The organism is Reinekea sp. (assembly GCF_046710285.1).
In the GTDB taxonomy this organism is placed as follows: domain Bacteria; phylum Pseudomonadota; class Gammaproteobacteria; order Pseudomonadales; family Natronospirillaceae; genus Reinekea.
In genome coordinates this window covers 136,845-161,862 of the sequence record NZ_JBKEGY010000007.1, presented here as the reverse complement: position 1 = coordinate 161,862, position 25,018 = coordinate 136,845, and the positions used below count along the sequence as shown (strand labels likewise).

Annotated in this window: 20 protein-coding genes and 1 tRNA gene; 19 read left to right on the top strand and 2 right to left on the bottom strand. The window is 44.1% G+C overall.

Translation table 11 applies throughout. The features are described 5' to 3' along the window. On the bottom strand, positions 1–881 hold an 881-nt coding region (locus ACI882_RS07440), incomplete at its 3' end, for a LysR family transcriptional regulator (RefSeq protein WP_411748458.1). A gap of 122 nt (positions 882–1,003) precedes the next feature. Between ACI882_RS07440 and leuC the strand changes: the two genes are divergently transcribed. The 16 genes from leuC (at position 1,004) to ACI882_RS07360 (ending at position 20,419) form a co-directional block, all read left to right on the top strand. Next, complete coding sequence (gene leuC / locus ACI882_RS07435; protein WP_411745124.1) at positions 1,004–2,422, top strand: 3-isopropylmalate dehydratase large subunit; 1,419 nt, start codon at positions 1,004–1,006, stop codon at positions 2,420–2,422. Positions 2,423–2,433: 11 nt separating this feature from the next. Next, positions 2,434–3,081, top strand: coding sequence for a 3-isopropylmalate dehydratase small subunit (gene leuD, locus ACI882_RS07430; RefSeq protein WP_411745116.1), 648 nt, complete (start codon positions 2,434–2,436; stop codon positions 3,079–3,081). Between the two features lie 9 nt (positions 3,082–3,090). Further along, a complete protein-coding gene (gene leuB / locus ACI882_RS07425) occupies positions 3,091–4,164 on the top strand; it encodes a 3-isopropylmalate dehydrogenase (RefSeq protein ID WP_411745115.1) in 1,074 nt (357 codons plus the stop codon). A gap of 26 nt (positions 4,165–4,190) precedes the next feature. After that, positions 4,191–5,306 (top strand): aspartate-semialdehyde dehydrogenase, encoded by a 1,116-nt coding sequence (asd, locus tag ACI882_RS07420; protein WP_411745114.1) that lies wholly within the window; start codon positions 4,191–4,193, stop codon positions 5,304–5,306. A 380-nt stretch (positions 5,307–5,686) separates the two neighbouring features. Then, positions 5,687–8,386: a FimV/HubP family polar landmark protein gene (locus ACI882_RS07415; RefSeq protein ID WP_411746937.1), complete on the top strand. Its 2,700-nt coding sequence runs from the start codon at positions 5,687–5,689 to the stop codon at positions 8,384–8,386. A gap of 62 nt (positions 8,387–8,448) precedes the next feature. Then, positions 8,449–9,309 (top strand): tRNA pseudouridine(38-40) synthase TruA, encoded by an 861-nt coding sequence (truA, locus tag ACI882_RS07410; protein WP_411744128.1) that lies wholly within the window; start codon positions 8,449–8,451, stop codon positions 9,307–9,309. 15 nt (positions 9,310–9,324) lie between these two features. Beyond that, positions 9,325–9,948, top strand: a complete 624-nt coding sequence (locus tag ACI882_RS07405; protein ID WP_411744127.1) for a phosphoribosylanthranilate isomerase — start codon at positions 9,325–9,327, stop codon at positions 9,946–9,948. An 87-nt stretch (positions 9,949–10,035) separates the two neighbouring features. Next, positions 10,036–10,899, top strand: a complete 864-nt coding sequence (accD, locus tag ACI882_RS07400) for an acetyl-CoA carboxylase, carboxyltransferase subunit beta (protein ID WP_411744126.1) — start codon at positions 10,036–10,038, stop codon at positions 10,897–10,899. After that, positions 10,883–12,103, top strand: coding sequence for a bifunctional folylpolyglutamate synthase/dihydrofolate synthase (locus tag ACI882_RS07395; protein ID WP_411744125.1), 1,221 nt, complete (start codon positions 10,883–10,885; stop codon positions 12,101–12,103). Before accD ends, ACI882_RS07395 begins: the two co-directional genes overlap by 17 nt. Position 12,104: 1 nt before the next feature. Next, entirely contained in the window at positions 12,105–12,623 is a 519-nt protein-coding gene (locus tag ACI882_RS07390) for an SPOR domain-containing protein (RefSeq protein ID WP_411744124.1), read from the top strand. Positions 12,624–12,718: 95 nt separating this feature from the next. Continuing rightward, positions 12,719–13,213 (top strand): CvpA family protein, encoded by a 495-nt coding sequence (locus ACI882_RS07385; protein ID WP_411744123.1) that lies wholly within the window; start codon positions 12,719–12,721, stop codon positions 13,211–13,213. Beyond that, complete coding sequence (purF, locus tag ACI882_RS07380; RefSeq protein WP_411744122.1) at positions 13,214–14,749, top strand: amidophosphoribosyltransferase; 1,536 nt, start codon at positions 13,214–13,216, stop codon at positions 14,747–14,749. It begins immediately after the preceding gene. A gap of 97 nt (positions 14,750–14,846) precedes the next feature. Next, complete coding sequence (locus ACI882_RS07375) at positions 14,847–15,773, top strand: AAA family ATPase (RefSeq protein ID WP_411744121.1); 927 nt, start codon at positions 14,847–14,849, stop codon at positions 15,771–15,773. 3 nt (positions 15,774–15,776) lie between these two features. Beyond that, positions 15,777–16,745 (top strand): DUF58 domain-containing protein, encoded by a 969-nt coding sequence (locus ACI882_RS07370; protein ID WP_411744120.1) that lies wholly within the window; start codon positions 15,777–15,779, stop codon positions 16,743–16,745. Further along, positions 16,738–18,738, top strand: coding sequence for a transglutaminaseTgpA domain-containing protein (locus ACI882_RS07365; RefSeq protein ID WP_411744119.1), 2,001 nt, complete (start codon positions 16,738–16,740; stop codon positions 18,736–18,738). Before ACI882_RS07370 ends, ACI882_RS07365 begins: the two co-directional genes overlap by 8 nt. A 79-nt stretch (positions 18,739–18,817) precedes the next feature. After that, positions 18,818–20,419 (top strand): diguanylate cyclase, encoded by a 1,602-nt coding sequence (locus tag ACI882_RS07360; protein ID WP_411744118.1) that lies wholly within the window; start codon positions 18,818–18,820, stop codon positions 20,417–20,419. On the opposite strand, the gene ACI882_RS07355 is transcribed toward ACI882_RS07360, so the two are convergent. After that, positions 20,416–21,333, bottom strand: a complete 918-nt coding sequence (locus ACI882_RS07355; RefSeq protein WP_411744117.1) for a DegV family protein — start codon at positions 21,331–21,333, stop codon at positions 20,416–20,418. The two genes, ACI882_RS07360 and ACI882_RS07355, sit on opposite strands and share 4 nt — an antisense overlap. Positions 21,334–21,765: 432 nt before the next feature. Between ACI882_RS07355 and ACI882_RS07350 the strand changes: the two genes are divergently transcribed. From ACI882_RS07350 to ACI882_RS07340, 3 genes are all read left to right on the top strand, one after another. Then, the gene (locus ACI882_RS07350) at positions 21,766–23,220 is read left to right on the top strand and encodes a glyceraldehyde-3-phosphate dehydrogenase (protein ID WP_411744116.1); all 1,455 of its coding nucleotides are present in this window, start codon (positions 21,766–21,768) and stop codon (positions 23,218–23,220) included. Positions 23,221–23,314: 94 nt separating this feature from the next. Next, positions 23,315–24,811 carry a glutamate--tRNA ligase gene (gltX, locus tag ACI882_RS07345; RefSeq protein ID WP_411744115.1) on the top strand — a complete coding sequence of 499 codons (1,497 nt, stop codon included), beginning with the start codon at positions 23,315–23,317 and terminating at the stop codon, positions 24,809–24,811. An 85-nt stretch (positions 24,812–24,896) separates the two neighbouring features. Continuing rightward, positions 24,897–24,972, top strand: a tRNA-Ala gene (locus ACI882_RS07340). The last annotated feature ends 46 nt before the right edge of the window (positions 24,973–25,018 follow it).

The window sequence follows — 25,018 nt, the reverse complement described above, 5'->3', positions numbered from 1 at the left end:
TTATTTTGCTTACTGGCTGATTCAGCGATTTCCATTAAATGGCGAACCCCGCGACTAGGCGTGCGCTTACGGTGTGAAATAATCCCTAAGTTGCGAGTTAACTGCACTCTATCAACCTCCAAGGTATATAGATCATCATCAATTAAGCTCGTCGGCAGCAGGCTCCAGCCTAAGCTGTGCTTTACGAGCTCTTTAATGGTTTCTAAATAGTTAACCGTTAACACCCGGTTTAAGGGGATATGGTGGTTTTGAAACGTTTGCTCAATAATTTGAAAAGTGGTGGTGAATTTATCGGGTAAGATCGCTCTGACCGAGGCTAACTGGTTAAGTCGCAGCTTACCTTGCTTTTGAGCCAGAGGGTGGTCTTTAGCAACCACGAAATGCAGCTTATCACTCCACAGCGTTCTCCCAATTAATGCTCTATTTAGCGGGCTGGGGATGGTAGTAAGCGCTAGCTCAATCTCTCTTTTAAGCAGTGCATCAATAGCTTGTTCTGACTCCATAAAACGTACATCAAGTAATGCATCGGGGTTTGCTGTTGAAAAAGTCTTCAAAATAGGCCCTAAATAATGCAAACCGATGTGGTGGCTGCAGGCCATGCAAAGCTCCTTAACTTTGTCTTCGTTTAGCTGAACAACGGTTTGTTGAGCATCTCGAATGTCGTTGACGATGCGAGTAGCGCGTATCTTTAGCAGTTCACCCGCTTCGGTCAAATAGACATCACGACCGATCCTATCGAAAAGGGCGGTGGCCAATTGTTGTTCCAAATTGCTAACGCGCTTTGAAATGGCTGGCTGGGTCAAAAAGAGCTTCTCACCTGCGCGACTAAAAGACCCTGTTTCGGCGACCGCTAAAAACGCTTCTAAACTGTGTAAATCCAATGTGTATTCCTTTTTGGAATGGAATTCATAAAAATAATAAATTTGTATTATTCATTGGGTTGAATACAATCGCAAGTCTAGAATTTCAGTTTCAAATTTGAATCACGACACAGGATAAACCGATCATGGCGAAGACGCTTTACGACAAATTGTGGGATGCCCACATCGTTACCGAAAGAGAAGACGGCACAGCGCTTATTTATATTGATCGCCAGCTGTTACACGAAGTCACCTCGCCGCAGGCATTTGAAGGTTTACGTCTAGCAGGCCGTCAACCTTGGCGCTTAGACACCAATTTAGCCACGCCAGACCATAACGTGCCAACAACCAGCAATGAACGTTTGTCGGGAATTGAAGGCATTGCAGACGAAATTTCGCGTATTCAGGTGAAAACCTTAGGTGAAAACTGCGACAGCTTCGGTATTCGTGAATTTGATATGAACGATATAAATCAGGGTATCGTGCACGTTGTAGGACCAGAGCAGGGCGCTACACTGCCAGGTATGACCATTGTGTGTGGAGATTCACATACCTCTACTCACGGTGCAATGGGCGCATTAGCCTTTGGTATCGGAACCTCTGAGGTAGAACATGTTTTAGCAACTCAGTGTCTGATTCAACGTAAAATGAAAAACATGCGCGTGCGCGTTGAAGGCAAGGTCAAGCCGGGCGTCACTGCAAAAGATATTGTTTTATACATTATTGGTAAAATTGGGACCGCCGGTGGCAACGGCTCGGCTATAGAGTTTGCTGGTAGTGCCATTGCTGAGCTTTCCATGGAAGGCCGCATGACGGTTTGCAATATGGCCATTGAAGCGGGTGCTCGTGCGGGTATGGTTGCTGTCGACCAAACCACGATCGACTATTTTAAAGGTCGTCCTTTTGCGCCAACCGGTGACACTTGGGATCAAGCCGTAGCTGCATGGCGCGATTTAGTCACTGATGAAGGCGCAGTGTTTGATCAAGATGTTGAGCTTCGAGCAGAAGACATTGAGCCACAAGTCACTTGGGGCACTTCGCCAGAAATGGTTTTAGGCGTTAATGATGCCGTACCAGATCCAGCAAAAGCAAAAAATGAGCAAGATAAAACCTCTATTGAACGTGCGTTGCATTATATGGGCCTAAAGCCTTCGCAAAAAATCGCTGATATTCAGTTAGACCGAGTCTTTATTGGTTCGTGCACTAACTCACGCATCGAAGACTTGCGGGCCGCTGCTGAAGTGGCCAAAGGCAAAAAAGTTGCATCAAGTTTAATTCAAGCGTTAGTCGTGCCGGGCAGTGGCCTAGTTAAGCAACAAGCCGAAGCAGAAGGTCTAGATGTTATTTTCACCGAAGCCGGTTTTGAATGGCGTGAGCCAGGTTGTTCAATGTGCTTAGCCATGAATGCCGATAAACTAGGACAAGGTGAGCATTGCGCTTCTACTTCAAACCGAAACTTCGAAGGCCGTCAGGGCTTTGGTGGCCGTACTCACTTGGTGAGTCCAGCGATGGCCGCTGCAGCCGCCATTGCAGGTCATTTCGTTGACGTTAGTAGCCTATAAGGAGCAAGAATATGAAAGCATTAACCGTAGTAACGGGTGTTGTTGCCCCGATGGATAGAGCGAACGTCGATACTGACATGATCATTCCAAAGCAGTTTCTAAAATCTATTAAACGCAGTGGTTTTGGCCCTAATTTATTTGATGAACTTCGTTATTTAGATGAAGGGCAGCCGGGTAGAGACAACAGTAAACGTCCGCTAAACCCTGACTTTCCGTTAAACCACGCACGTTATCAAGGGGCTAATATTTTATTAAGCCGCGCTAACTTTGGCTGTGGCTCTAGCCGTGAACATGCACCTTGGGCGCTTGAAGATTATGGCTTTCGAGTGGTTATCGCCAGCAGTTTTGCAGATATTTTCTACAATAACTGCTTTAAAAACGGTGTGTTACCCATTGTAATAGACGAAGCTCAAATTGATAGTTGGTTTAAAGAAATGGCCGATAACGAAGGCTTTTCGCTCACGGTCGATTTAGAAAAACAGACGGTGACAGATGCTCAGGGCAATTTAGTTGAGTTTGAAGTTAATGAGTTCCGCAAATTCTGTTTAATGAATGGTTTGGATGATATTGGCTTAACCTTAAAAGACGCCGATGCGATAAAAGCATTCGAAGCAAAACGACTACAGCAAGCACCGTGGGTGTTTGGTCACATAATTTAAGAGAATTTTATGTCTAAAAATGTATTGATATTGCCAGGTGATGGCATTGGTCCAGAAATTGTAGCGCAAGCCGAGCGTGTACTTGCTGCCGTAAATGAAAAATTTAATTTAGGTATTGAAACGACTAAGGGTTTGATTGGTGGCAGTGCTATCGACGCAACGGGCGGTCCTTTCCCTGATGAAACGATGGTAAAAGCAAAGGCGGCAGACGCGATATTGCTGGGTGCTGTGGGTGGCCCGAAGTGGGATTCACTCGACATGGCTATTCGCCCTGAAAAAGGTTTATTGGCGATTCGTTCTCAGCTGAACTTGTTTGCAAACTTGCGCCCTGCAATTTTGTATCCACAGTTGGCTGATGCGAGTTCGTTAAAGCCTGAATTGGTTTCTGGCCTAGATTTACTGATTGTTCGCGAGCTGACAGGCGGTATCTATTTTGGTCAGCCTCGGGGTATTCGTGTCAATGACGCTGGTGAGCGCGAAGGCTTTAATACCTATATTTACAGTGAGACTGAAATTCGTCGTATAGCGCATCAAGCATTTCAAGCCGCGCAGAAACGTGGCAAAAAATTATGTTCTGTTGATAAAGCCAACGTTCTCGAAGCAACGGTATTGTGGCGTGAAATTATGACGGAAGTGGGTAAAGAATACCCAGAAGTTGAATTGAGCCACATGTACGTTGATAACGCCGCCATGCAGCTAGTTCGTGCACCCAAACAGTTTGATGTCATGGTGACCGGCAATATGTTTGGCGATATTTTATCGGACTGTGCCGCTATGTTAACGGGCTCAATTGGTATGTTGCCTTCTGCCTCGCTCGATCAAAATGGCAAAGGTATGTATGAGCCAATACACGGTTCAGCGCCTGATATTACGGGTAAAGGCATCGCTAACCCGCTAGCGACTATATTGTCGGTTTCTATGATGTTGCGTTATTCGCTTAATAGCGCCGAAGCAGCCGATTGTATAGAAAAAGCGGTAGGAAAAGTGCTAGATCAAGGTCTAAGAACGGCAGATATTGTTTCCGATGGTTGCCAGCAAATATCGACTCAGGCAATGGGTGATGCGGTTCTAGCGGCACTGTAATTTAATAAAGCTATAGGTAAAGAATTATGAGTTTAACAGTAGGGTTTGTAGGTTGGCGTGGCATGGTTGGGTCTGTTCTCATGCAACGCATGCAAGAAGAAAATGATTTTAATGGCATCGAGCCGATTTTTTTCACCACCAGTCAAGTTGGCCAAGCAGCGCCAAACTTTGGTCAAGGATCCTCGTTATTGCATGACGCGATGGATTTAGGTGCATTATCTGACTGTGATGTTGTCATTACATGTCAGGGCGGAGACTATACTGGCGCGGTATATCAGCCATTACGTGATAAAGGCTGGCAGGGCTATTGGATCGATGCAGCCTCGACTCTGCGTATGACAGAAGAAGCCACTATTGTGTTAGATCCTGTTAATCGAGCCAATATTGATCAGGCGCTTAGCCAAGGAGGTAAAACTTTTGTTGGTGGTAACTGTACAGTCAGTTTAATGCTCTTAGGGCTTCATGGCTTGTTTGCAGAAGACTTAGTTGAATGGGTATCGCCTATGACGTATCAAGCAGCGTCAGGCTCTGGTGCACGCCACATGCGTGAACTTATTGCTCAGATGGGTGTGATACACAATGTTGCAACGCCATATCTTGATGATCCAGCAAGCGCTATTTTAGAACTCGACAAGACCGTTGCCGACTTTATTCGCTCTGAAAATTATCCGAGTGATCAGTTTGGAGTGCCTTTAGCTGGCAGTTTAATTCCTTGGATCGATAAAGCCGTAGCAAATGGACAAAGCAAAGAAGAGTGGAAAGCACAGGTTGAGGCGAACAAAATACTGGGTAATTCAACCGCAATACCTATTGATGGTTTATGCGTGCGAGTCGGTGCAATGCGTTGTCATTCGCAGGCGATGACAATTAAATTGAAAAAAGATGTCTCATTAAGCAGTGTTGAATCAATTATAGATAACGCTAATGAATGGGTAAGCTTAGTTCCAAACGAGCGTGAAGTGACTATGACAGATCTCTCTCCGGCAGCCGTAACAGGCACCATGAATATTCCTGTTGGGCGTGTTCGTAAGTTATCGATGGGCGATCAATACCTCGGAGCTTTTACCGTAGGGGATCAATTGTTATGGGGTGCTGCAGAGCCTTTACGACGAATGTTGGCTATTTTAAAGAAAGATTTGTAAAAAAATCTGAAAAAATTTTAGCCGTGACAGTTTAAAGTGAAATCGAAGTCAAAAATGCTGATTTTTCTTTGTATTTCATAAACTTGACTAGAGAGACGACCGCATTTGGTCGTCTTTTTGTATGGGTCGACACAAAAAAAGCTCAGAAATAAGACTTGTGTTCCAACCCTTGTATTGCTAAAAGTCCTTTTATACATAATACTTAGGCGTAGTTTTGAATGTTCTTTCTACGTTCTATTTGCATACATTTGAACAACGGATCGATTAGTGAGAACCAGTTCTCATTTATCAATATATTGTTCTACAAAAGAGAGATTCCTCTTCAATAATTGCTTTTCAGGCTTCCGTTTGGGAAGGGTTGAAGAAAGGGAAAAAGGATTATGGTGAAAAAACAGGCGCTGGCAGTACTCATATTAATAATGTCTTTTGCAGGATCAAGCTTCGGCTTAGGACTGGGTGACATTAAAGTTAATTCGAACCTGAATGATCCACTCGAGGCTGAAATAAAAATTATTCAGCTTCAAGGTCTTACTTCAGGTGAAATTCTTCCTACGTTAGCGAGTAACGATGATTTCCGTCGTGCCGGTGTCGAACGGAATTTCTTTTTATCGAATATTCAATTCAGAGTGAAAGAAACCGCTTCGGGTGATGTCTTTGTCACCATGACAACGAAACAAGTTGTCCGCGAACCTTTCCTTAATTTTCTAGTAGAAGTGAATTGGCCCGGTGGCCGTCTTCTCAAAGAATACACCATCTTATTAGATCCGCCTGTTTTTGATACTGGATTGGCCGTTGATGCATTGGTTGTAGAAGGGTTAACTAGCAACACCGATATCGTAACAACGACAGTCATAGAAAATACAGTAACCCAAGATACAGTAACAGTCGCACAGCCGGTTCAACCGCGTGACGATAACTTACCCGCTGGCGAATATCGCGTTAAGCGTAATGATACCTTGTGGGAAATTGCCATGAAGGTGCCTGGTCGTTCAGGCTATTCTCCTCAACAGGTTATGTTGGCGATTCAAGATCTAAATTCAGAAGCGTTTTTGAATAGCAACATCAACCGCGTGAAAGCTGGCAGTGTCTTAACATTACCAGATGCTTCGCAAATGGCTTTACGCAGTGCACAAGAAGCTGTTGATGAAGTTAGAGCTCAAAATGCGGGTGCTGCACCCAACTTACGTGCTCCAACTGCTGCTAATGAAGCTCAATTATCTGCAACGGATACAACTGGATCTGCGCTTGAAGGAGCAGGTGAAGTTAAAAATCCAGATGGCTATCTTGAGTTATCAGCTGACAGCAATGATGGTGTTAGTGGTGCAGGTGAAACCACTGATGACGTTCAACAATTGCTTGGTCAGTTATCTGTAGCTGAAGAGCTCAATGACCAGTACATACGTGAACGTGATGATTTAGAGTCAAAAGTGACCGAGCTTCAAGCTCAGATTGAGATCATGGAGCGGTTACTTGATGTTCAAAACTCAGGTATTGCCGAGGTTCAGCAAGCATTAGAGCAAACGGCAGATGCACAAGCTGCTGCAGATGCCGAAATAGCAGCAGAAGCGGAAACAGCGCCAGTTGAAACTCCCGTAGAGTCAGCTCCCGCTGTTGAATCAACGCCAGTTAAAGCAACTCCGCCTATGCCCGTTAAGCAAGACTTCATGTGGTACGTGAATGAGTACACCGGCCTGGTTTCGAACTGGGTAATGAAAAGCACAACGAATATGGCAATAGTGGGTGGTGGTTTGTTACTACTGTTGTTAATCCCATTCTATATTCGTAGCAAGCGCTCAGGCAGTGATAAAGTGTTAAGCGAGCTAAATCAGGAAGTTGAATCTTTTGAAGTTGACAACGACGATATTAGCTCTGATCTAGACGAAGATTTACTTTCTGACATTGAAGATGATTTTGATGAAGTCATCGAAGATGAAGCCGAGCAGATTGATGCCGTGATGGAGGCCGAAATGTATATGGCTTACCAGAAATATGATCAAGCTGAAGAGAAATTAAAAGAAGCTTTTGCTGATTATCCAGGTCGTGCAGATATTGGCTTGAAACTAATGGAAGTATTTGCAGAAACTGGCAATGTAGCCGGCTTTAACGATATCGAAAGCCGTATCGAGTTAACTGCAGCACAGCAAGATGAAGCTGAATCATTACGTGCAAAGTTGCCAATTGATCAACTCGACGACGACAGCAGTGATCTGATGATGTCAGGTGACGACGATTTTGATCTCGATTTAGGTGATTCATTTACTGGAAACACAAACGCAAGCTTAGAATCTGACCTAGATTTCAACTTAGATTCTGAAGATGAAAGCAGTGAGCCGTTACTGTCAGCCAGTGCTGAAACAGATGATTTATCATTTGATTTAGACTTAGATGAAGACCATGCCGAGCTTAGCCTCGATTCAGAAGAGCCTACATCTGAGCCTGAAGAGCTATCAACTGATCTCGATTTCAGTCTAGATCTAGGTGATTTAGATGTCGATCTATCGGATGAGTCAGATGATGGCTTCGACTTCTCAATCGAAGAAGAAGTAAGTCCTACGGCTGAAACGCCTGCTCAAGAAGAATCTACCGATCTCGACTTTAGCTTAGATTTAACGGATGAAGTTAGCACGGTTGATGAGCCTGCTTTTGAGTTGAACTTGGATGAAGACGATTCGCTCGAGGACTTAGAATCTGAACTTTCGTTGGACGATGAGCTGGATTCCCTTGAGGTTGAGAGTTCGCTTGATGTAGCTCCTGAAGAACTTGAAACTGGCGGGCTAGATTTAACTGACGATCTAGAGGATGATTCATTTGATATTGATCTATCTGGTGATGCACCGGTAGAAGCAGAAGCGGATCCACTGCAACAGCTTGCAGATTCTCTTGATAGCGATGCTGACTTAGATGAAGACGAGTTTGACTTCCTTTCGGGTAGTGATGAAATAAGTACTAAGTTGGACTTAGCTCGAGCTTATATCGAAATGGAAGATAAGGAAGGCGCGCGCGATATACTTGATGAAGTACTTCAAGAAGGGACCGCAGAGCAAAAATCTCAAGCAGAAGCATTGATCCAGCAAATGTAATAGCCTTTGTTTGTGGTTAAATAGTAAAATAGGCCGTTCTTATTAGAGCGGCTTTTTATTGCATGAATGAAATTTTTCCATTTGATGATCCAACTAAAAACCTTCGTATCGTCATGGCAGTTGAATATGTAGGCCGAACTTATCATGGCTGGCAAATTCAACGATCGGGCGTACCAACTGTTCAAGCAACACTCGAAAAAGCCCTCTCAAAAGTTGCTAACCAACCTGTAAGTACCATAGTTGCCGGCCGAACAGATGCCGGTGTCCACGCAACAAATCAAATATTCCATTTCGACACATCTGCACAGCGCAGCCTTTATGGCTGGACCATGGGCGTTAATGGTGCCTTGCCGAATGATATAAGTATTAAATGGGCGTATGAAGTTGATCAGCATTTCCATGCTCGGTTTTCAGCTAAAGAGCGCGCCTATCGATTTATTATTCATAATAATTGGATAAAAAGTGCGGCGCTCGATGGGTTGGTGACCTGGGAGCAACACGCTCTTGATGTGAGTCTTATGCAACAAGCGGCTAATTTATTGTTAGGGACTCATGATTTCAGTTCATTTCGGGCGGCTGAGTGCCAAGCGCACTCGCCGGTTAAAACGTTACGAGAATTAACGATTAAACGTTACGGTGAGTTCATTGTCATACAGACCCGTGCAGATGGTTTTTTACATCATATGGTGCGCAATTTAGTGGGCGTGTTATTGCCAATTGGCCGCGGCCGAAAACCTGTTGAATATGCCCAACACGTATTAGCTGCTCAAAATCGCAATAAAGGTGGTGTTACTGCTAAAGGGGATGGGTTATATTTTGTCCGTGCTCAGTATAATCAAGAAGGTTTACCCTGTGAAGCAGCAGGTCCTGTCTTTATTCAACCGTTAATAGACAATGATGGCCAAGAATTTTCACCAATTTAAGGATTGAAAACAGAGATGAGAACCCGAATTAAAATGTGCGGCATGACCCGAGCTGAAGATATTCAAGCAGCGGCAGCACTCGGGGTGGATGCAATTGGTATGGTATTTTATCCGCCGAGCCCGAGAGCAATAAGTGTTGAACATGCCGCTCAGCTTGCGCAAACTTGCCCTGTCTTAGTAGACAAAGTCGCCCTGTTTGTTAACCCTGAGCCAAGCTTGGTGCGCGAAGTCATATCTGCAACAAAAGCGACCCTTCTGCAGTTTCACGGCGATGAAACCCCGGAGTTTTGCCAACAGTTTGGCCAGCCTTATATCAAAGCATTGCGAGTAGCTAATAAAGAAGATTTAATCGTGGGTTTAGATATACATCAGCACGCGCCAGCCATTTTACTGGACGCCTACGTAGAAGGAACGCCCGGTGGTACTGGGCAGAAATTCGATTGGTCGATGATTCCGCCTGGGGTTCAAGAGCGCTTGTTCTTAGCCGGTGGCTTGAGTCCGAGCAACGTTGCGGATGCAATTAAACAGGTAATGCCTTATGTTGTAGATGTTAGTGGTGGTATTGAAGCCAGTAAAGGCATAAAGTCTGCGCAATTGATGGCCGAATTCGTAGCCGCGGTCCGTGAAATTTCCTCATAACTGTGTCTTTGAGTAGGTGATTAAAAAGCAACGCTGTTTGCGTCATAATAGCGGTTATATTCATAAATTTAGTAGAGTGGGGTTACCATGAGTAGTTGGTTGGAAAAAATCGTACCGTCAATCGTTAGGTCCGATTCGAAAAACCGGGCTAACGTCCCTGAAGGTCTTTGGAAAAAGTGCCCTAAATGTGCGGCCGTCCTATACAGACCTGAACTTGAAAAGAATATGGATGTCTGCCCTAAATGCGACCACCACATGCGTATCGGTGCTCGTCGGCGTATAGATTTGTTTCTTGATCAAGATGGCCGGGTTGAGTTTGCAAAAGACATACGTCCAGTTGATCGACTAAAGTTTAAAGATGGCAAGCGCTATAAAGATCGTTTGGTCGCAGCGCAAAAACAAACAGGTGAAAATGACGCATTTGTGGCGATGGAAGGCGCTGTTGAAGGTCAACCGGTTGTTGTTGGCGCTTTCGATTTCAACTTCATGGGCGGTTCAATGGGCTCTGTGGTTGGTGAAAAGTTCGTTCAAGCAGCTAACCTAGCCATGGCAAAAAACATTCCTTACGTTTGTTTCGCTACCTCTGGCGGTGCTCGTATGCAAGAAGCATTATTTTCATTGATGCAAATGGCTAAAACCAGTGCAGCACTTGAAAAGATGCGCTTGCAAGGCGTCCCATATATCTCAGTTATGATTGACCCTTGTTTTGGTGGCGTTTCGGCTTCGTTGGCGTTGCTGGGTGATCTTAATATTGCCGAACCTTATGCATTGATTGGCTTTGCTGGACCAAGAGTTATTGAGCAGACCGTGCGTGAGCAGCTACCTGAAGGTTTCCAGCGAAGTGAGTTTCTATTGGAGAAAGGCGCAATCGACATGATTATTCGTCGCCAAGAGTTGCGTTCGAAGTTAGCTGGCATCCTGAAAAAGTTAATGCATGCTCCCGTCAGTTAATTCATCACTTGATGAATGGTTGGCTTATATTGAGTCAATCCATCCTACAGAAATAGAATTAGGGCTTCAGCGGCTTACAATGGTCGCTGATCGCTTGCTCCAACGCCAAACCAAACCCCCAATTATATTTACCGTTGCCGGTACCAATGGCAAAGGCACGACTACGGCTGCCTTAAGCGCCTTAGCCTGTGAAGCGGGGTTTAAGACAGGCTGGTATTCATCGCCACATTTATTTGTATTTAATGAACGCATCCGTATTAATGGCGTTGCTGTTAATGATCAACAACTTGTTGATGCGTTTGCTGCAATTGAACGTGTGCGGGGTGATATCAGCTTGTCCTACTTTGAATACACCACGCTTGCTGCGATTTGGCTATTTATTGCTGAGCAAGTCGATGTGTGGGTTTTGGAGGTAGGGCTAGGGGGCCGATTAGATGCAGTCAATGTGTTTGATGCGGATGTCGCCGTCGTTACCACTATCGGTATAGATCATGAATCTTTCCTTGGTAGTGATATAGACGTTATTGGCTATGAGAAAGCAGGTATTTGTCGGGCTAATAAGCCAGTCATATTAGGCTCTGACGCAATGCCGCAAGGCTTATTTAACGAAATAGAGCGCCGAGGTGCTCATCTGCATCGCTTCAATGATCACCATGGCGTTAAATCTCGGGTGTTATTTTGGCACGATGGTCAATTGAGCACGGAAGGCATTTCGATACCGCATGATAATGCAGCAACGGCGCTACAGGCATTTGCACTGTCTGGAATTAATATTAGCACAGTGAACGCTCAGCGAGCGTTGATGAGCATACGTATGCCAGGCCGCATGCAAACGGTAATTTGGCAGGGTCACGAATGCATTGTCGATGTTGGCCATAACCCACATGCGGGTGCTTACATTGCAAAGCAGCTTGGTGGTAAAAAAGTAAATGTTTTGTTGGGTATGCTTGCCGATAAAGATGTTGCTGGTTTTGTTGCGGCGCTCGCGCCTGTAGCGCATCAAATCAACAGTGTTAGCTTAGAGGTTCCCAGGGGCCTTTCTGCTGCCGATCTAGCACAGCGAGCTGATTACCCAATCAATGTGCAATTTCGAAACATGTCAGAGGCGATTCGTGCACTGACGCAATCAATGCCCGATATTCCCTTGTTTATTGGTGGCTCTTTCTATACCGTTTGCGACGCTTTGACTGTTTTGGAGAATTGAGTTGGATCGTGCATTGCAACAAAGGCTGGTAGGTATTTTAGTATTAACTGCGGTGATTTTGTTGATAGCCCCAGTATTATTTGATGCTGAGGGACGAATTCCTGAAAAAATCACTAATATACCGCCTCAGCCAAAAGCGCCTGACCTTTCTCATATTTCTTTTGAAGTACCGGTGACAGACAGTCTCATTGAGCCTGAGCCTGCCGAAACCATTATTGAAAACCCTAACGGTTTTGTTGAACCTAGTGTACCTGCTGTTATTAAAACGCAGCCTAAAACTGGCATCTGGAGCGTTCAAGTAGCAAGTTTTAAAGATTCTGAAAAAGCTTTAAAACTTATTTCAATGCTTAAAGAAGCCGACTATGAAGTTTATAGCCGAGAAAAAACCTTATCAGATGGCACTTTGTTTACCCAAGTATTTGTTGGTCCTGAAGCAAAAAAGGAACAGGCTGAAACGAAGAAGTCAGACATCAAAGCCGCGTATAACTTGCAGGGTTTGGTAGTTAAATTCTCGGAATAGATAGCTAAAATTGACCAAGTGGTCCAAAGACCATTAAGCATTCACAAAACTTATTTCTCTGTTAGAATGCCCGCGATTTCCACAGTGAGTGACCTATGACCTTTATTGACTGGACCATTATTGCTGTATTAGTGATTTCCGCGCTAATCAGCATCAAACGAGGCTTTACCAAAGAAGCGATGTCGCTCGTTTCTTGGTTAGCGGCACTTTTTGTCGCGCGTTTATTTAGTGCGAACCTGGCATCGTTAATGGGCTCAATGATCGAAAATGAAGCCTATCGTTATACCGCAGCCTTCGCTATTTTATTCTTAGTCACGCTAATAGTAGGCTCTTTAGTGAATCACCTTCTTAGTGAATTTATTCGAATGACGGGTTTAACCGGCACAGACCGCTCATTAGGTGTGGTTTTCGGTGTGCTGAGAGGTTTGGTTATTGTTGTCGCTATTTTGGCCATGGGTCGATTATTTGCGATTGATCAGTTTTGGCAAGATTCGGTGCTCGTGCCGTATTTCGAGCCTGTTATCCGTTGGACAGGTGATTCTATACACAAAGCATCCGGTGCAATATTGTCGGTTGGGGGAGATAATTAAATGTGCGGTATCGTTGGGATTTTTGGAAGTTCTCCTGTTAATCAACAGCTCTATGATGCATTGACGGTGTTACAACACCGGGGCCAAGATGCCGCTGGTATCGTAACCGAACAAAACGGTAAGTTTTTTTTACGTAAAAGTAATGGTTTGGTTCGAGATGTTTTTCATACCCGTCACATGCAATCTTTGCGGGGCAATATTGGTATTGGCCACGTACGTTACCCGACGGCAGGCACCAGCAGTACCGCTGAAAGCCAACCGTTTTATGTTAACTCTCCTTATGGCATCGTATTGGCGCATAACGGTAATTTGACCAATGCGGTTGAATTAAATAAGTCGTTGTACCAATCAGACTTACGTCACGTTAACACCACCTCAGATTCAGAAGTTTTACTCAATGTATTTGCTCACGAGCTTCAGGTGCAGAGTAAGCTTAAGCCCACTGCGGATGATATCTTCACTGCGGTTCGTGGTGTGCATGCTCGTTGTCGTGGGGCCTATGGAGTTGTTGCACTAATTTCTGGGTATGGCTTGGTTGCGTTTCGAGATCCGCACGGTATTCGTCCATTAGTTTACGGCAAACGAGTTGTTGAAGATGGCTCAACAGAATATATGGTCGCATCGGAAAGCGTTGCGCTGGATGTTCAAGGCTATGAAATTATTGATGATGTTCAGCCTGGTGAAGCTATTTTCATCGATAAAGAAGGGCAGTTACATTCTCAACAGTGCGCTGAAAATACGGTAAAAACCCCGTGTATTTTTGAGTATGTTTATTTTGCACGACCAGATTCAATCATAGATGGTATTTCAGTTTATAAAGCCCGTTTACGAATGGGTGATGTTTTGGGTGATAAAATATTACGTGAACGCCCGAACCACGATATTGATGTTGTGATTCCGATTCCTGATACCAGTCGAACTTCTGCATTGCAGTTGGCAAACCGAATTGGTGTGAATTACCGTGAAGGCTTTATGAAGAACCGCTATATTGGCCGTACCTTCATTATGCCCGGCCAAACGCAACGAAAAAAATCAGTTCGCCAAAAATTAAATGCTATTGGGTTAGAGTTTAAAGGTAAAAATGTACTGTTAGTTGATGATTCAATCGTACGTGGTACAACCTGTAACGAAATTATTGAGATGGCTCGTGATGCTGGAGCTAAAAAGGTATATTTCGCCTCTGCAGCGCCTGAAGTAATTTATCCGAACGTTTATGGAATTGATATGCCTGCAGCAGAAGAGTTAATTGCGCATGGGCGTACTAATGAGCAAATTCGTAAATCTATAGGTGCAGACTGGCTGGTCTATCAAGATCTTGATGATTTAAAAGAAGCGACGCGTATCCACAAAGATGACGAGCAAGACTTTGATTGTTCGGTGTTTAACGGTTGTTATGTCACGGGTGATGTCGATGAAGCCTATCTTCAAGCGCTGGAATCTGCCCGAAACGATTCAAATAAAGCCTCAAATTCAGTTTCCGATTCATCAATGATAGATTTACACAATGATGGTGACGACGACAACGACGAAAGCTAGTTTCAGTCGTTTAATGTCCCTGTTTTGAAAAGACTCCGCTCAGGGGTCTTTTTTTTGCTATAAATTAACAGTAGTGTTCACTTATTAAGGGTTATTCATGTCGCAGGCGGCCGGAACGTCAAATCAATTAATAGAACAAGCAAGTCGCATTATTGCCGGTAAATCTGAGCAAATTAAGCTCATTTGGGTTTCATTGTTATGTAACGGACATGTATTGTTAGAAGACTTACCGGGTGTAGGGAAAACCACCTTAGCGCAAACCTTGGCAACTTTGCTCGGCTTAAGTTATCAGCGGGTGCAGTTTACCGCAGACTTATTGCCCTCAGATGTGATTGGTGCGCAAATTTATGACCGAGAACAACAATCTTTTTACTTTCATAAAGGGCCGGTGTTTACGCAATTGTTATTGGCTGATGAACTGAACCGAGCAACACCTAAAGCACAATCAGCACTTCTTGAGGCTATGGAAGAGCGACAGGTTAGTGTTGACGGCGATAGTAAGCCATTACCGAGTCCATTTTTCGTGATCGCTACGCAAAACCCGCAAAGTCAATCGGGTACCTACCCGCTACCAGAGTCTCAGTTAGACCGATTCTTTGTACGTATTAGTTTGGGTTACCCAGATGAGTCCGTAGAAAAAGAGCTGCTTAAAGGAAGTATTGGACGGCATAAATTACAAGAGTTACTGCCAATAATAACCTCAGAGCAATGGCCTTTGTTACAAAAAGAAGTTATACAAGTGAGCACCAGTGATGCCGTATTAAATTATATTATGCGTTTAGTAAAGCGAACACGTGATGGAGAAATTTGTGCACTGGGTTTGTCTCCGCGAGCCTCTCAAAGCTTAGCCATGGCGGCCAAAGCCTATGCTTTGATCAGCAATCGCGATTATGTTATTCCAGATGATGTTCAAGCGGTTTTCCCAGCCGTAGCAGGGCATCGTTTAAAAGCCTGTAAGGCACAAAACAGTGAGCTGTTAGTGCAGCGTGTGCTGGATTCTGTCGCTGTGATTGAAGGCGCTTAGAGTTTGTTTAGTGGCGTGCGTCAGAGTTTCAAAAAAAAGCTTGATAGCTGGATTAAAGCCCGACTTCCCGAGCAGGTATCCGTTACTTTAAATCAATCCCGAATATTTATTGTACCAACATTTCAAGGACTAATGTTGTTAGTCGTTGCGATTGGACTTTTGTTACTGGCGATTAATTTTGAAACACCATTAAATTATGGTTTTGCATTTTGGTTAATCGCAATGCTGTTTGTGTCTGTTCATTTAACGTATCGCAATATGACCGGCCTGACTATTACCGCTTTACCGGGCAGCTTAGTTGGCCCGCGAGAAACCTGTGGCATTCCTATTAGGCTCACCTCTAAGTCAAAACGTCATCGTGGCACCATAGAGTTAATTCATCCCGAATGGGGTGTGGTTCATGCTAACTTGCAACAGGGCGAAGGTCATTGCGTGTTACCTGTTACTGCCAAGCAAAGAGGGCCCATTAAGTTACCGCGGTTCCGTATTGAAAGCCGTTTCCCATTTGGCTTAGTGGTCGCTTGGTCGCATCTTCAATTGTCATCTTGTGGGTGGGCTTACCCTGAATCAATAGAAGGTCGAAGGCAGATATTTGGTGGCACTAAAGATGACGACAATGCTAGCCTTAACGATCATTTCTTAATTGCCGGCAGTGAAGACTTCCATCAATTGCGAGAGTACAGTCCAGGCGATGCGATTAGCCGGCTTCATTGGCCTTCGTTTTCGAAAGATCAATTGGTCGTTAAAACTTTTTCAGATTACCAGCAAACAGATGAATGGCTGGACTGGAACCAATTCCCTCATCTGGAGAATGAAAATAAGCTCAGTGCGCTAGCAAGTCTTGCTGAAAATTACTATGCTCAACAACGTGTTTATGGGCTTAGATTGCCTAGCTGTGAAGTACCCATGGGGCAGGGTGGCACACATTTGCAACAGGTAAGGCAAGCATTAGCGGAGTTTGGCTATGAGTAATCAAACCTATATCCCTCCAGCAGAGCGAGCGCTCACGCGACAAGGGCTGCAGCTGTTGTTTGGCGTGCAATTTCTCACCGTTTTACCTTTCATGTCTGACTTGCCTAAATGGCTATTGTTGGTACTCGCTCTTGTCGTGGTTTGGCGCTGGCAAGTGTTGCGCGGGCAGATGCAGCGCCCGCCTAAGTTATTAGTAATATTTGCGATTGTCGCTGGTATTGCATCCTTGTTTTTATCTGGATTAGATCAATATTCATTAGATACCGCTGTTGCAGTTTGTTTGCTAGGTTACTTGCTGAAATCTCTTGAGGTATTGCGTAAGCGTGATGGGATATTTCAAATATATTTAGGCTATTTTTTAGCCGGTGTCTACTTTTTATATCACAGCAGCCCATTGTCTGCTTTGTTGGTCATTACATTGTTATTTGCCAATACTCTTGCATTGCAGGCGGTGACTAATACGACTGGATTTTCATGGCGCTATGCCATGACGCAAACCAGCGTCTTAATTATAGGTGCAATTCCGATAATGATCATGGGTTACTTGTTTTTTCCTCGTATCCCGCCATTGTGGAGCATTCCAAATAATGAGCGCGGTGCCATGACAGGGATGACGGATGAAATCTCACCAGGCTCCATTGCAGAATTAGCGCGAAGCCAAAAACCTGCTTTTCGTGTTGCCTTTAATGGTGAGCTGCCTCCTCGCTCTCAATGGTATTGGCGCGGCAATACATTAAGTGATTTCGATGGCAACACTTGGCGTGCGAAATATCGTGCGGGGCAGTGGTTACCTGCTTCAAAGGGATCTGCTCGTTTACCAACCGCGGTCAGTGAAACATGGCAATATTCGATAATTATTGAACCAAGCCGTCAGCAATGGCTTTACTTTATGGATTGGCCAATCAGCGCTAATGTTGCAGGTGGCGTATTGTTGCCTGATGCAAGGTACGCTTTAACGACACCATTGACTCAGGCAATTCAATATAGAGCCTCAAGTGCAATAGATATCCGTTGGGCAGAAATGAGCGAAGCCGCGCTAAAGGAATTTTTAGTTTTACCACGTCGAGGCAACGAAGCGTTGCGAGACTGGGCGCTTGAATTTCGTCAAAGTCGTGCTAATGATGTTCAGTTTGTGAGCGATTTAGCCCAGTATATTCAAAGCAACCCTTATTTTTATACCCTGACGCCACCTCGTTATGAATCCAAAGATAGCCTCGCTGATTTTTGGTTAAGTGGGCAACGAGGTTTTTGCAGTCATTATGCCAGCGCAACTGCGTATATTTTGCGCGCGGCGGGCATACCTGCTCGGTTAGTGGGCGGGTATTTAGGCGGAGTTTATAGTGAATCGGCAAATTATATTCAAGTGCGACAAATGGAAGCCCATGTTTGGGTTGAGGTTTGGGTGAATAATGGCTGGCAACGCTTTGACCCAACGGCTGCGGTTGCGCCCAATCGAATCGAGCAGTCACTCGATGATTTATTTGCGCAAGATCAGTCTGCGGAACTCTCCATGTTTACCCGAGTTCGAAATCAGTTAGGGTTTTTTAAGTCAGCTTCACTCTGGTGGGACTCAGTTCAATATCAGTGGCAGATAAAGGTGATAGACTACAAAAGCACCAGTGCAATCGGTTGGTTTGAAGCTCGGTTTGGGCGGTTAACTCCGCTTAAGGCTGCTATAGCAGGGTTGAGTTTTATGGCTATCGTTACGTTCATTATCGCATTGTCAATTGGCTTATTGCGTATTCCTAAGCGGCTAGAAGAGCCTTACCGAAGTTTAAAGCAAGTTGAAAAATTGCTTGAACTTATGGAGCCACAAGAGACAATTCGTCAATATTTTGGCCGAATGACAATGAAATACCCTGATTTGCCCGTATTGCTGAGTATGGCGAGTTTATTTGAGCGATACTTATATAGTTCGTCGACAGAAGATGAAACAATGTTGCGTAAGTCAGTAAGTACTCTAAAGTTACAAAAGCAAACGCAGCGAACATAAAAAACTAAATCGACTAGCCTTAAAGTTACAGTCGAACATGGCAAGTTAGAAAACGAAATTATATGCCATCTGAGGTCAAATGAGCGAAAAAGCAGAACAGCTAGCAAAATTGAAGAAACACTTTGGACGCAGAGTACATGAGCAGGCTCGTGCAATTGTTAATGGTTGGTCTGTGCTTCAAGAAGTTCATTGGAATGAAACTTGGTTTCAGGAATTTCTAAGTCTGTCTTTAAAGTTACAAAAAGTGTCTGCTCGCTATGAATTTAAAGAGTTGACGCTTGCTTCGGGGAAACTAATTGAAGTTCTCGAGCAATGCAATAGCACTCAAGCCCCTAAAACTGATAAGTTAGTCTTACTCAATGGCTATGTGACCGATATTGCGCAAGCCTGTTCCCGAGCGAACGATAACGTACCTGTTGAGGAAATGTCAGCAGGTCGAAAGCCCGTCTACCTGTGTTTTTCTGATCAATTACAAGCCAGTGTTCTTAAAGAGCAATTGAGCGTTTTTGGTATTCCTGTTTTTTGCTACGACACCGCCGCTGAATTGGATCGTTCGATTCATTATCGCATTCCTGCTGCTATTATTGCCGATACACAATTTGAACAACAAGGTATTGCCTTAGTAGCCAAGATTCAAAAAGAAATGCGCCAAACAATTCCAGTGTTATTCTACGCTCAAGATGAGCCCAGTATCATGGATAGGCTTGAAGTGGTGAGAGCAAATGGCGTAGCGTTCTATACTGGGCAATTAGATTTCGGGTTGTTAGTCGAAGAGTTAATGGGTATTTATGCCTTGCGCAGCGAAGTCCACTTTAAAGTATTGGTTGTCGATGATTCCAGATCGCAGGCGCTGTATGCGGAAAAAACACTGAACCAAGCAGGTATTTTTACCCAAGCCGTCATTGATCCATTAGAAGTGTTAGACGCAATTGAGCAATTTGCACCGGATGCTATTTTAATGGACATGTATATGCCCGGTTGTACGGGGCCTGAAATTGCACAAGTTATTCGACAGCAATCTAAATACGATGCCATTCCTATTTTATATCTATCTGCAGAATCTGATATCGAAAAGCAATTGGATGCGGTTGGATTAGGTGGGGATGACTTCTTAACAAAGCCAGTGCCAAAAGAGGTGCTTATTTCGACAGTTCGTAACCGTTGTCGACGGCATAGAGGTTTGCGCGATCAAATGATTCGTGACGGTTTGACTGGCTTGTTTGACCATAATCATATTTTAGAAGTTCTAAGTAATGAGTTAAACCAAGCAAAAACCAATGATCAACCCTTCTGTTTCGCGATGATCGACTTAGACAGGTTTAAATCAGTTAATGATATTTATGGGCACTCAATGGGTGATCGTGTTATTCGAGCGCTTGCACTTTATATGCGGCAGCGGTTTCGAATAACCGATACAGTGGGGCGTTATGGCGGTGAGGAGTTTGCATTGGTGCTACCTAATACCAATGCGGAGAATGCTCTAAAATTGCTTGAGGAAGTTCGCCGGGGGTTTGAGCAATTAGTTCATCAAGACGGCCAGCATCAGATACGTGTGACTTTCAGTTGCGGTATTGCTCAGTTACAGGCCGATGATGACGGCTCAACTTTATCACAACGTGCAGACCAAGCGCTGTATAAGGCCAAGGATGCAGGGCGCAACCGTGTGGAAGTTGCGCGTTAGTCTTCCCAATCGTATGGTTCGACAGCGAACCCAACAGAAAGTGTACCTGGCCCTAAATTAACACCACCCGATAGCGACATGGGTGTGGTGATTAATTGGTATTTACGCGCTTTAATGGCTAACTTCAATTCGTTAAACCCAGGCAAAGTATTTAAGTCCTTTGGATCGCCTGCATAGCTAATACAAACAAAAGGTGACAGTAAGCCTTGGTCAACTTTTTTTAGCGTATGTCGAAATAGTTTCTCCGCGGCTTGGTGAAAGCCTTTCACTTTTGTTACTGGGAAGGTTTTATCATCTAATGCCAGAACGATAGGGCTAATATTCAACGCCCGACCAATAATAGCACCCAACCAGCTAATGCTGTTGTCGCCTTTCTTGCGACTTCGTTCGCGTAAATAAATAACATTTGCCGGAACTTGGTAGGCATGAACTTTGGAGCTAAGTGCATCTATCATTCGGCGTAATTTAGTACCACTGACGCCTTTGTCTATGAGGGCTAAGGTATGTGCTGCCAGTACGCCCTGACCGGTGAAAATAGTTCGACTGTCTTGTACTCGGATACTGATGTCGCGATCGGCATATCGCTTAGCTAATGTGGATGCAGCTTCTACAGCATGTTCATAAGTTGGGCTGCGTACACGGTTGACCGTTTGAACGACAAGATCTGTATTGCCATTGGCAATGGTTTGCTCAAGAATGCGAACAATATCTTTCGTTGAAGTTGGTTGAGATTCGCTGTCATGATCTTTATCTAAAATGCCACCTTTATACATACTGATGGTTTGTTCGTGATCGCGAAAGTCTTGCAATATATTTTTATCATAAATGATTGTGGCAGGAAGTAGTTGGACATTCTTTTTTTCAATTAAGGCTTTGGGTAAATCGCAGGCCGAATCAACGATGAGTGTGGTCATACCGTTCTCTACTCTTTTATTATTATCATTAACATCATAGGGGATTTTCAAGCTAAAACAATGTTGGCGCACCTATTCAAACCCATAGGACTAGTTTTGCAGGAAATTCTAATAAAGATCACACTAATACTAACAATTAATCTAATATTTTTGCCTCATACTTTAGATGCTATTTCGGTATAAGTTTCCGTAAATTAGTTACATTTTAGTTTGTTTTGAGCTGATTTGATAATGAAACGGCTGTTTTGTTGTAATTAAATACCATTAAAGTTGTGTTGTTTTAAATCGCTATTTAAATGGCAGTTTTTTGCTGACAAAATTACTTATAACCTCGTAAGCCCTTCTATATAGTGGCGACCACATACGCCTATCGGCATAAAATTTAAGACAATACCCCTAAACTCTGTCATTTATCGCTTACGAGGAAATACCGTGAACAAGGCCGCTATTGATCAAACCCTATTACGCTGGCAAGAAAAGGAAGCTCTCGCAGAATCAATGATCCCGATCATTGGTCGTTTGTATCGCAACAATAACGTAATAACATCGATTTATGGTCGCCAGGTCATTAACCAATCCACCATGGGCCTATTAAAAACACATCGGTTTGTTAAGCAGTTAGACGGACATGAGTTGTCGTTAAATGAATCGTTGGCGGTACTTGAGCTGTTAAGTGAAATGAACTTAGGTGAAGCTCATATCGATGTAGGCAAGTTGGCGCTGAAACATAAGCAGCAGCCCATGGGTACACCATTACGAAGTTTTTTAAAGGAAGAGCTTGCTGAAATCACGGATAAGTTTGACGCTAATCGTCGTTACCAGACTGAGCCAAAAGATGTAGTGTTATATGGCTTTGGGCGCATTGGTCGCTTATTAGCACGTATTCTTATCGGTAAAGCGGGAGGCTCTCAGTTACGTTTGCGGGCCATCGTGGTACGTCAAGGCGGGGCAGAAAATGACCTAGTTAAACGTGCTAGTTTACTTCGTCGAGATTCCGTACACGGCAGTTTTGAAGGCACCATTAAGGTTGATGAAGAAAACAGCTCTTTGATTGTAAACGGAACGGCTATTCAGGTTATCTACGCGAGCTCACCAAAAGAAATAGACTACACACAATACGGTATTCACAATGCGCTTATTGTTGATAATACGGGTATATGGCGAGATGAAGCAGGCCTTTCTCAGCATTTAGCTTGCAAAGGTGCTGGCAAAGTATTGCTGACGGCTCCAGGTAAGGGTGATATTAAAAACGTGGTTTATGGTATAAACCACACGGACGTTGCAGACGATGAGAAAATTGTGTCAGCAGCCTCTTGTACCACTAACGCTATTACGCCAGTTTTAAAAGTACTTGATGATAAATATGGTATTGAGCACGGCCATGTAGAAACCGTTCACTCTTACACCAATGACCAGAACCTAATTGATAATTACCACAAAGGTGGTCGTCGTGGTCGCAGTGCGGCGTTAAACATGGTTATCACTGAAACCGGTGCAGCCAAAGCAGTAGAAAAAGCGTTACCTGGGCTTAAGGGCAAGTTGACGGGTAACTCTATTCGAGTGCCAACGCCAAACGTTTCATTAGCTATTTTGAACCTTACGCTTAAAAAAGATACCGACTTAACTGAACTCAACGATTACTTGCGTGAAAAGTCGCTCTATTCTGATCTCGCTAAGCAGATTGACTTTACTAATTCCCCTGAAGCGGTTTCGAGTGATTTTGTTGGTAACCGTAAGACGGGTATTGTTGACAGCACAGCAAGTATTGTCGATGGCAAGCGCATTGTCCTTTACGTTTGGTATGACAACGAAGCAGGCTACAGCGCTCAGGTAGTGCGTTTAATCTCGCAAATGGCGGGTGAACACTACACTCACTACCCTAAGTAAGCTTTTCGATGCAGGTGCGTCTATTGGTTCTCATTCGACGCGTCTGCCGCTATAATGCCGCTCCTTAATCAATTGTTAGAAGAGATTGGCATCAATGACCAAAATTCGTACTCGTATTGCGCCATCACCTACAGGTGATCCCCACGTAGGCACCGCCTATATTGCCTTGTTCAACAAAGTATTTGCGCAAAGCCAAGGTGGCGAATTTATTCTACGTATTGAAGATACTGACCAAGCTCGTTCTACATCTGAATCTGAACAAGCTATTTTAGACAGCCTAAAGTGGTTAGGACTAAACTGGTCTGAAGGTCCTGACATTGGTGGTGAGTACGGTCCTTATCGTCAATCTGATCGCAAAGACATTTATCAAAAATACACGCAACAGCTTGTCGATGAAGGCCATGCTTTTCCGTGTTTTTGTACGTCAGAACGTTTAGATGAGCTACGCGAAGAACAGCGAGTTGCGGGTGCCGATATTGGCTACGATGGACATTGTATGCATTTAGATGCCGCAGAAGTCCAGGCGAAGCTGGCCGCTAATGAAAGCCACGTCATCCGGATGAAGGTACCGGAAGAGGGTGTTTGCGAAATTAACGACCTGCTACGTGGTAAAGTTGAAATTGAGTGGAAGCAAATCGACATGCAAGTGTTGATGAAATCTGATGGTTTACCAACCTACCATTTAGCCAGCGTTGTCGATGATCACCTCATGGAGATCAGTCACATTATGCGTGGCGAAGAGTGGATTTCATCTACACCTAAACAAATAGCGCTGTACCAGTATTTTAATTGGCAGCCGCCTGTTTATGCTCACTTACCTTTATTGCGAAATGCCGATAAATCAAAGTTAAGCAAGCGTAAAAATCCGACTTCTATTACTTATTATCGTGAATTAGGTATTTTACCTGAAGCCTTAGTTAACTTCTTAGGCATGATGGGTTGGACTCAACCCGATGGTGCAGAAGTGTTCACGGTTGATGACATGGCAGCTACCTTTGATATTTCTCGTATTTCACTAGGCGGCCCTGTCTTTGACCAAGAAAAACTAAATTGGTTAAACGGTAAGTACCTGCGAGAAATGCATACGCCTGAGCAGCTATTACAGAAGCTGGTGGCGTGGAAGTTCAACGCTGAGTTTGCAACGCAATTGATGCCCTTAGCGCAAACCAGAGCCGATACCTTGGGTGACATTGCGCCTTTGTTAAGTTTCTTTTTTGCTGGCAACCCTGCTATCACGGAAGCAAGTTTTGATGGTTTCAAGTTAGAAGGTGATGAACTAAAGCGAGTACTTCAATTAATTCTGTGGAAGCTCGAAACGCAGCGACACTGGGGAAAAGACAATATCTTTGCAGATGTGAAAGCGGTAGCTGAACACTGTGAATTAAAGTTTAAAGATGTGAACGCACCGTTGTTTGTGGCCATTACTGGTTCTACGGCGTCTGTATCGGTTATGGACGCTATGGCAATTTTAGGACCAGACATGACACGTGGCCGAATTCGACATGCACTGACCATTTTAGGTGGCCTAGGTAAGAAAAAACTAAAGTCATTAGAAAAGGAGTTTCGTCAAATAGCGACCTTCCTAGATTAACCAAGGGTACTAAGCCTTTGAATTAATTAGGAAAACAGTTGACAGGACAGGCGGCGCTGATTAATATGCCGCCTATCCAGATTGAGGGGCTATAGCTCAGCTGGGAGAGCGCCTGCATGGCATGCAGGAGGTCTGCGGTTCGATCCCGCATAGCTCCACCATATTTTAAAAGCACGTATTTATACGTGCTTTTTTATGCCCAAAGGA